General features: G+C 74.1%; 2 protein-coding genes. Both read left to right on the top strand.

All coding sequences use genetic code 11. From position 1 onward, the window contains the following. The first annotated feature begins 294 nt into the window (after positions 1–294). Positions 295–579, top strand: coding sequence for a hypothetical protein (locus ACYVGT_RS26115; protein ID WP_460863065.1), 285 nt, complete (start codon positions 295–297; stop codon positions 577–579). 1,540 nt (positions 580–2,119) lie between these two features. Further along, entirely contained in the window at positions 2,120–6,646 is a 4,527-nt protein-coding gene (locus tag ACYVGT_RS26110) for a transglycosylase domain-containing protein (protein WP_460863064.1), read from the top strand. Positions 6,647–7,152: the final 506 nt, after the last annotated feature.

The following is a 7,152-nucleotide window of genomic DNA, read 5'->3' as shown; positions in this document are numbered from 1 at the left end:
TGTGAGGGGTGGAGCTGACCGGTACTAATAGGCCGAGGGCTTGTCCACCGCGGATGCTGGGTGCTCGCGCACACTGAATTTCCTGCAGGCAGAGCTGTAAAAGCCGCCTGCGGGATCCACGAATCTTCGGATGTCGTGGCGATTCCACGTCGGCTCCGCCGATGTACCGGATTCGCTGCGCATCGCGTTGAAGGGGTGCTCCCCGGCCTTCGGGCCGGCGGGGCACCCCTTTTTTGCGTGCCCGGATACGGATCGTCGGCGGCGGACGCCATGATGGAGTCAGGGAGGAGCACCATGCAGACCTCAGAGCACGACGTGGAGCATCTCGCGGCGGTCCTGCAGCGCAGAGCCGAAGAACTCGACGGCCGGCACGCGACCGTGGGCGGCGGCGACATCGTGCACGCGGTCACCACCGACCGCTGGATCGGCGTGCGGGTCCCCACCGTCCTCTGCCGCGCAACAGCCGACCCCCTCCGCCTCCGCCCCACCGACGCCCCCGTCACCTGCCGCACCTGCACTCGCCGCCTTACCGGCCACACCACGGGCCTCTCCGAAGGCCAGCTCTCGCTCGATACCTAGGACGGCAGGAGGGGACAGCTCCGCCGGCGGCACCGGCCCCGCCGGCCCGGCGGTCGCGGTGTCGCGGGCTGCGCCGCCAGTTCGGCGCACCGCCCACGCCCCCCCCCCCCCCAGGCGGCTGCTCGCAGGTCGGGAGGGCCTGGCGATCCTCCGCAGGCCCGAGGAATCGCCCCACCAGGCGCCGCGGCCGGTGCGGCGGTACCTCCTGCACTGGCGGCGCCCGGCGTACTCGGCGGCCCTCCGGGGGAGCGGAGCCGGCCGCACGGTGGGGGATGGGCGTATTCGGCCCAGTTGCCGGGAGTACTGGTGGCGGCGGCATTGGCTGCTGTAGTGTCAGACTCGGTTCTTCTCCATTTGCAGTGGTGGGGCCAGGGGCCCGGAGGTGTGCAACCACCTACCGGGCCGTTTTCGTGTCCGGCTCGGTCTCCGAGGGCACAGCCGCGGCACGAGTGGAGGCCGGCCCCCCGCGCCGGGCGGGTGCCGTGGAGGCCGTGTGGACCGGCCAGGGCGCCCGCGCAGCCCCACGGCAGGTAGCGGCGCCGGAGGCGGCGCCAGGTGCCACCGGTGCCCAGCCGGGTCCCCTCACCGGTGGCAGGCCCGTCTGGAGCCGGTGAAGGCCGGCCGGCGGGGCCATCGGCCGCGGCTGCACCCCAGTGGCGGGGATCATCGCGCGAGGTGTCCGCGAGTGGGAACTAAGTCGCGTTTGGGGGCGTCCAAGCGGGAGAGTTCCGGCCCGGGGCCGGGGGTGTGTGAACGGGACCACGCGGCAGGGCCGAGAAACGGGCGCCGGTAGCGCGAATAAGAGTCGCGTAAGAATCGCCGTGAAGGCTTTCCGGTGGACGCCAGGGGTCGACAGAGGCGGGTATCGTGTGAAAGGGGTTTTCGGCGGTCTCCCCGCAACGCCGTTCACCACCCGAGATTTCTGCTGAACCGATTCGGCCCGCGTCCGCACCGTGAGGGGGCACGGACGCATGGTGGGGGATCGAGGACTCCAGGGGGCCTCCAACTGAGTGACAGCACCTACGGCGGCGGCGACGGTGCGGAGAACCGCCGCGGCGCCGACCATCCCGAGAATGACGAGACCAGCACCGGAGCCCCGGAGGCGGCGCAGCCGGGCGGTGCCGGGGCATCCGGCACGGCCGGCGGCATGCCCGAATCCGACACCGAATCGGCCACGCACGGTGACGACAGTTCCACTGGCGTATCGGATGGCGCAACGCCTGATGACGCGATTGCGGACGTGGGAGACGACTCCGGCGAACCAGCCGAGATAAATTCCAACCGGCCGGGTTCGCAGAATGGCGCCGATTCCTCCGAAACCGATACTGACGGTGATGCAGAGGCATCCGGAGAACCGTCGGAATCCGGAAGCGGGGCGAATACCCCCGGCGGTTCCGGCGACAGCCCCGCAGCCGGTTCCGGCGCATCCGCCAGGGGCCGCAAGAGCAAGAAGCGCACGAAGAACTCCGCCGCCCCGAACGCGGGCGCCGCGGACCAGGCCCCGCAGGGCGGCGGCCACAGCTCCGGAGACGAGGACACGGTGAAGGACGGCGCATCCGCCGGACAGGACGGCCCGGGCGAGGACGCCTCCGAGAGCTCCGAGAGCACTGCCCCCGATTCCGCCACCCCTGCGAAGGACGCCGACACCGGTGCCGCGGCACCGGGCGGCGCGGCGAAGGGCGGCCGCGCGGACAGCGGCTCCGCGGCCGAGGACGCCGGCCCCGCCTCGGGCGGCGAAGCCGCGTCCGACTCCGGTACCGCGTCCGCGGACGCCGAGGACGCCTCCACTGAGGCCGGCGGTGCCGCGAAGGGCAGTGCGTCAGCCGCCTCCCCCTCCGGATCCGGGAAGTCCGGCAAGTCCGGCAAGAAGAAGAACCGCGGCGGCGGGAAGAAGGGCGGCGCCGCGGCCGCCGGCGGAGCTGCTGCAGGCGGTGCGGCGGGCGCGTCGGACAGCGGCACGGACGCCGACAGCGCCGATAACGCCGACAGCAAAGCCACCGCGGTCTTCTCGCGCGACACGCTCGATGCGAGCGCGTCCGGCGAGGACTCCGCCGCGAGCGCGGCGGATGGCGGCTCTGCTGCGCCGCCGGAAGCGGAGCCCGCGCCCGCGAGCGGCGCAGACGCCGCTGCCGGCGACGCCGGCAAGGACTCCGATGCGAGTGCTGCCGGCGCATCCGCCGGCAGTACCCCGGACAGCAGCACGGGCGCGTCCGCCGAGGACGCCGGCACGGCCGCCGCGGAGTCGGGCGGAGGCGAGAGTGCCGCGGACGGCGAAGACGCCGAGGACTCCGGAACCAGCGCCGCCGACGGCCTGACGGTGCCGGGCATCCCCGCCGCGGAGACGGCCGCCGCCTCAGCCGGGGACGCCGCTGACGAGTCCGCCAGTGCACCCGCATCCGGCACGGACGCGCCCACCGAGGACGCTTCCGCGGACTCCGCCAAGGACTCCGGCGCGAGTACCGCGGAGGACCTGTCGGCGCCCGGCGCCTCCGCCGCGAAGGCGGAGGCCGCGTCCGACGAGGACAGTGCTGGGGACAGCGAGGCGAAGGGCGGCGGCTCCTCCGGATCCGCCGGCGCACCGGCGGGCAGCGGCGCGCCGGACGGCGCGGATGCAGCCGCAGGAGCCTCCGCCTTCTCCGGCAGTGCCTTCTCCGGAAGTGCGTTCGACGACAGCGGGACACTCTTCCGGGACAAGGTCGCCGAGACCCTCGCGGCCCAGGGCTTCGACTTCCGGTCAGACGGCACCTGGGGCAGCGACGAGGCATCCGCGCAGCGCGCCAGTGCCGCCACCGGTGCGGCCGCAGACGAGAACGAGCAGGGCGGATCCGGTTCCGCTCCCACCGCGGGCGGCGCCGATTCAGTTTCTGGCCAGGGCGGCGAGGCAGCAGCGAGCTCCGCGCCGGACGACGGGGCGCACACCACCGCGCCGTCCTCCGGGCCAGCCGAGGGCACCGGCCCCGCCTCGGGCACGCCCGCAGCCGGCGCCTCTGACGAGGGCGCCGACGCCGATGAGACCGCGTCCTTCTCGTGGTTCTCCGGCCGTGCGGGCGCGGCGAAGGCGCCCGCGGAGAGCTCCGACGGCAGCGGCGACGGCGCTGGAGACTCCTCCGGCGCGGAATCCGGCACGCCGGGCACCGCCTCCGACGGGTCCGCCGACGCTCCCGCCGCGGAGCAGGGCGCGGTCTCCAGCGCCGCCGCCAGCGGGGGCGCTGACCCCGGCAGTGCCGGCGGCGAGGCGCCCAAGGACCGGCCGAGCGAGGAGGGCTCCGCCAGCTCCGGCGTCTCCGGCAGCGACGACGCCGGCAGCGGCGAGGCCGACGACCCCGCGGCCACGACGGCCTTCCCGGCGGTGGGTGCTGCAGGTGCCGCCGGAGCAGCGGCCGCTGCGGGAGCCGCGGCAGCGGCGGGCGGCCACGGAATGGCGCCCGTCTCCGGCGCGCCGAGCGAGGGCACCGGCCAGAGCGGCGACAAGGGCGCCGCGCCGCACTCCGAGAGCGGCGCGGACGCCGGCGGCACGGACACCCCCTCCGCCTCGGAAGCGCCGAAAACCCCGGCCGCCTCGTCCACCCCGGACTCCGCAGAGTCCGGCACCCGGCCCTCGTTCGCCGAGCCGGGTGCCGCCGCCTCCGCCGGCCCCTCGGCCCCCGGGCCGTCCGCGGGGAAGGCGCCCGCCTCCGGCGAGTCCGAATCGGCTGCCGAGGCCGGCAGTGCCGCCGGCTCCGGCGGTGCGGCAGGCGCTGCGGGCGGCGCTGCTGCCGCCGGAGCTGCGGGCGCCGCTGCCGCGGGGGCAGCGGCCGCGGGCGCGGCCGGCGACTCCGGCCCGCCGTCGGGGGCGCGCAACATCCTGCGTGCCAAGCGGCCGAAGAAGGGCAAGAAGGAGAAGGCCGGTGCCAGCGAGGGCACCGCGGTCGCCGGCTCCGGGGCAGGCGGCACGGGTGGTCCCGGCGGACCCAAGGGCCCGAAGAAGGGCAAGAAGGACAAGCCGCAGCGCTCGCGCACCTACCGGATCGTCCGCGGCGCGCTGATCACGCTGCTCGCCCTGATCGGCCTGGGGGCGGCCGGCTTCGGCGTGGCCTACGCCGTCTTCGAGGTGCCGACCGCAGCGAAGGAAGACGCCACCGACCAGGGCTCGAAGTTCTACTTCTCCGACGGTGAGACGGTCTTCGCCGAGCGCGGTGTCGACCGCGAGCCGGTCGACTACGACCAGATCCCCGAAGAGGTCCAGGAAGCCGTCATCTCAGCCGAGGACCGGGGCTTCTGGGAGGAGCCCGGCGTCTCGCTCAGCGGCACCGTGCGCGGCGCGTTCTCCACCCTGACCGGCCAGCAGGTGCAGGGCGGCTCCACCATCACCCAGCAGATGGTGCGGAACTACTACGAGGGCGTGAGCCTGGAGCAGACGGTCTCCCGCAAGCTCCAAGAGATCATCATCGCCCTCAAGGTGGACCGCAACTACTCGAAGGAATGGGTGATGGAGCAGTACCTCAACACCATCTACTTCGGGCGCCAGGCGTACGGCATCCAGTCCGCCGCCCAGGCGTACTACCACAAGGACGTCGGCGAGCTCGACGCCGCCGAGTCGGCCTTCCTCGCCGCGGCCATCCAGCAGCCCACCAAGTTCGGCATGGCCGACAGCGAGACCGACAAGGAGATGGAGACCCGCTGGCAGTACGTCGTGAACGGCATGGCCAGCGAAGGCACCATCACCCAGGCTGAGGCCGACGAGATGGAGTTCCCCAAGCCGGAGGAGACCCGCCCCGACGCCGACATGGGCGGCTACACCGGCTACATGTGGGAGCAGGCGATGAGCGAGCTGGAGGCCCTCGGCTACACCGAGGACCAGGTCCAGCGGCGCGGCTACAAGATCGTCACCACGTTCGACAAGGACCTGATGGACGCCGCGAAGGAGGCGGTGGAGAACAACGTCGACGTGGAGAACCTGCCGGACGGTGTGAACGCCGGCCTGTCCGCGGTCGATCCGGCCACCGGCGAGGTCGTCGCCTTCTACGGCGGTCCGGACTACAACGCCAACCAGTACGACAGCTCCTACCGGGGCTCGGCGCAGGCCGGCTCCGCGTTCAAGCCCTACGTGCTGGCGGCGGCGCTGGAGAACGGCATCGGCCTGAACACCACCGTCGACGGCTCCAACGGGCAGTCGTTCGGCGGCTCGGTGGTCAACAACGCCGACGGTTCCGGCGGCCCGATGAACCTCATCGAGGCCACCCGGCGCTCCAGCAACACCGGCTACATCAACCTGGCGCTCCAGGTCGGCCTCGACGAGGTCGTGGACATGGCGCACGCGTCCGGGATCCCGAAGAACAAGATCACCGAGGATCAGGCGGGCGCGCCGACGCTGGCGCTGGGCGTCTCCGACGTCAGCGCGATCGACCAGGCCAGCGGCTTCGCCACGTTCGCCAACGGCGGCGTGCACAAGGAGACCCACGTCGTCCGGGAGATCGTCAACCCCGACGGCGACAACGAGCGGCCGGAGCCGGAGGAGAAGCGGGCGATGGAGGAGGGCGTGGCCAACGACGTCACGCACGCCCTGCAGCAGGTCGTCACCTCCGGTACCGGTACCTCCGCTGCCCTTCCGGACGGCCGCCCGGTCGCCGGCAAGACCGGGACCACCGACAGCAGCGTCGCCGCCTGGTTCGCCGGGTACGCGCCGCAGCTCTCCACGGCGGTCGGCGTCTACAACGGCAACAACCAGCCGTTCAGCATGCCGGGCTACGGCTCGCTGTCCGGTGGAACGCTGCCGGCGACGGTCTGGCGCGAGTTCATGGCGAAGGCCCTGGAGGGCGAGGAGCACGAGAGCTTCCCGGGCCCGGGCAACGTGGGCTCCACCGAGAACTACGCGCCCGACGTGCCCGCCGAGGACGAGCAGACCCAGGCGCCCGAGGACGGCCAGACTCAGGAGCCGCCGCCGGAGACCGAAGCGCCCGAGCCGCCGCCGACGGAGCCCGAGGTGCCGGAGGAGCCGGAGGTCCCGGAGATTCCGGAGGAGCCCGGATTCCCGCCGGAAGAACCGGGCGTTCCACCCGGGGAGGGCGACCCGGCACCCACCGGCTAGCGTGCGCGGCCCCCGAGAAGGCGGATGCCTCTCGGGGGCCGCGGTGCGTCTGCGGGCCGTCCGGTGAGGCTGCGGCCTTTCCGCCCCGGGTGCGCCTGATCGCGGGCGCGCGCCGTCGCCCCGGCGCAGCCGGCCGTGCAGCGGGCAGCGCCGGGCGTGCGCATCGGGGGAGCGGTGCCGAAGCGGCTGCGGCCGCCGCGCCCGCAGCGGAGACCGGTTTCCGGGACCGGCCGACCCGCTGTGCGGGCTCTCCTCCGGGACCGGGCGGCTGGTGCCGGGCTCGGCGGACTGCGATCGCGAGGGCCGGGCGGCAGCGGCCCGGCGGCGCCGCGCCGGGGTGGGAACGGCGGCAGGGTCCGTGCCGGTGCCCGCGAGCCGCGCTGCCTGGCCCGGGCCGGCACCGGGCCGGCTGGTCCGGGCGGTGCACGGACGTGCCGCGGTGCCGGCGGAGGCGGGCGCCGAGGGCAGGGCGGGGGCCGTGCCGGGAACTGCAGGGCCGGCCAGCG

It is taken from the genome of Nocardiopsis coralliicola (assembly GCF_054779695.1).
Note: the sequence above shows the minus strand (reverse complement) of the source record. Positions and strands in the feature narration are given on the sequence as shown.

Bases quoted from the DNA above. Each gene is read 5' to 3' on its own strand.
- ACYVGT_RS26115 (WP_460863065.1), top strand. From the start codon at position 295: ATGCAGACCTCAGAGCACGACGTGGAGCATCTCGCGGCGGTCCTGCAG.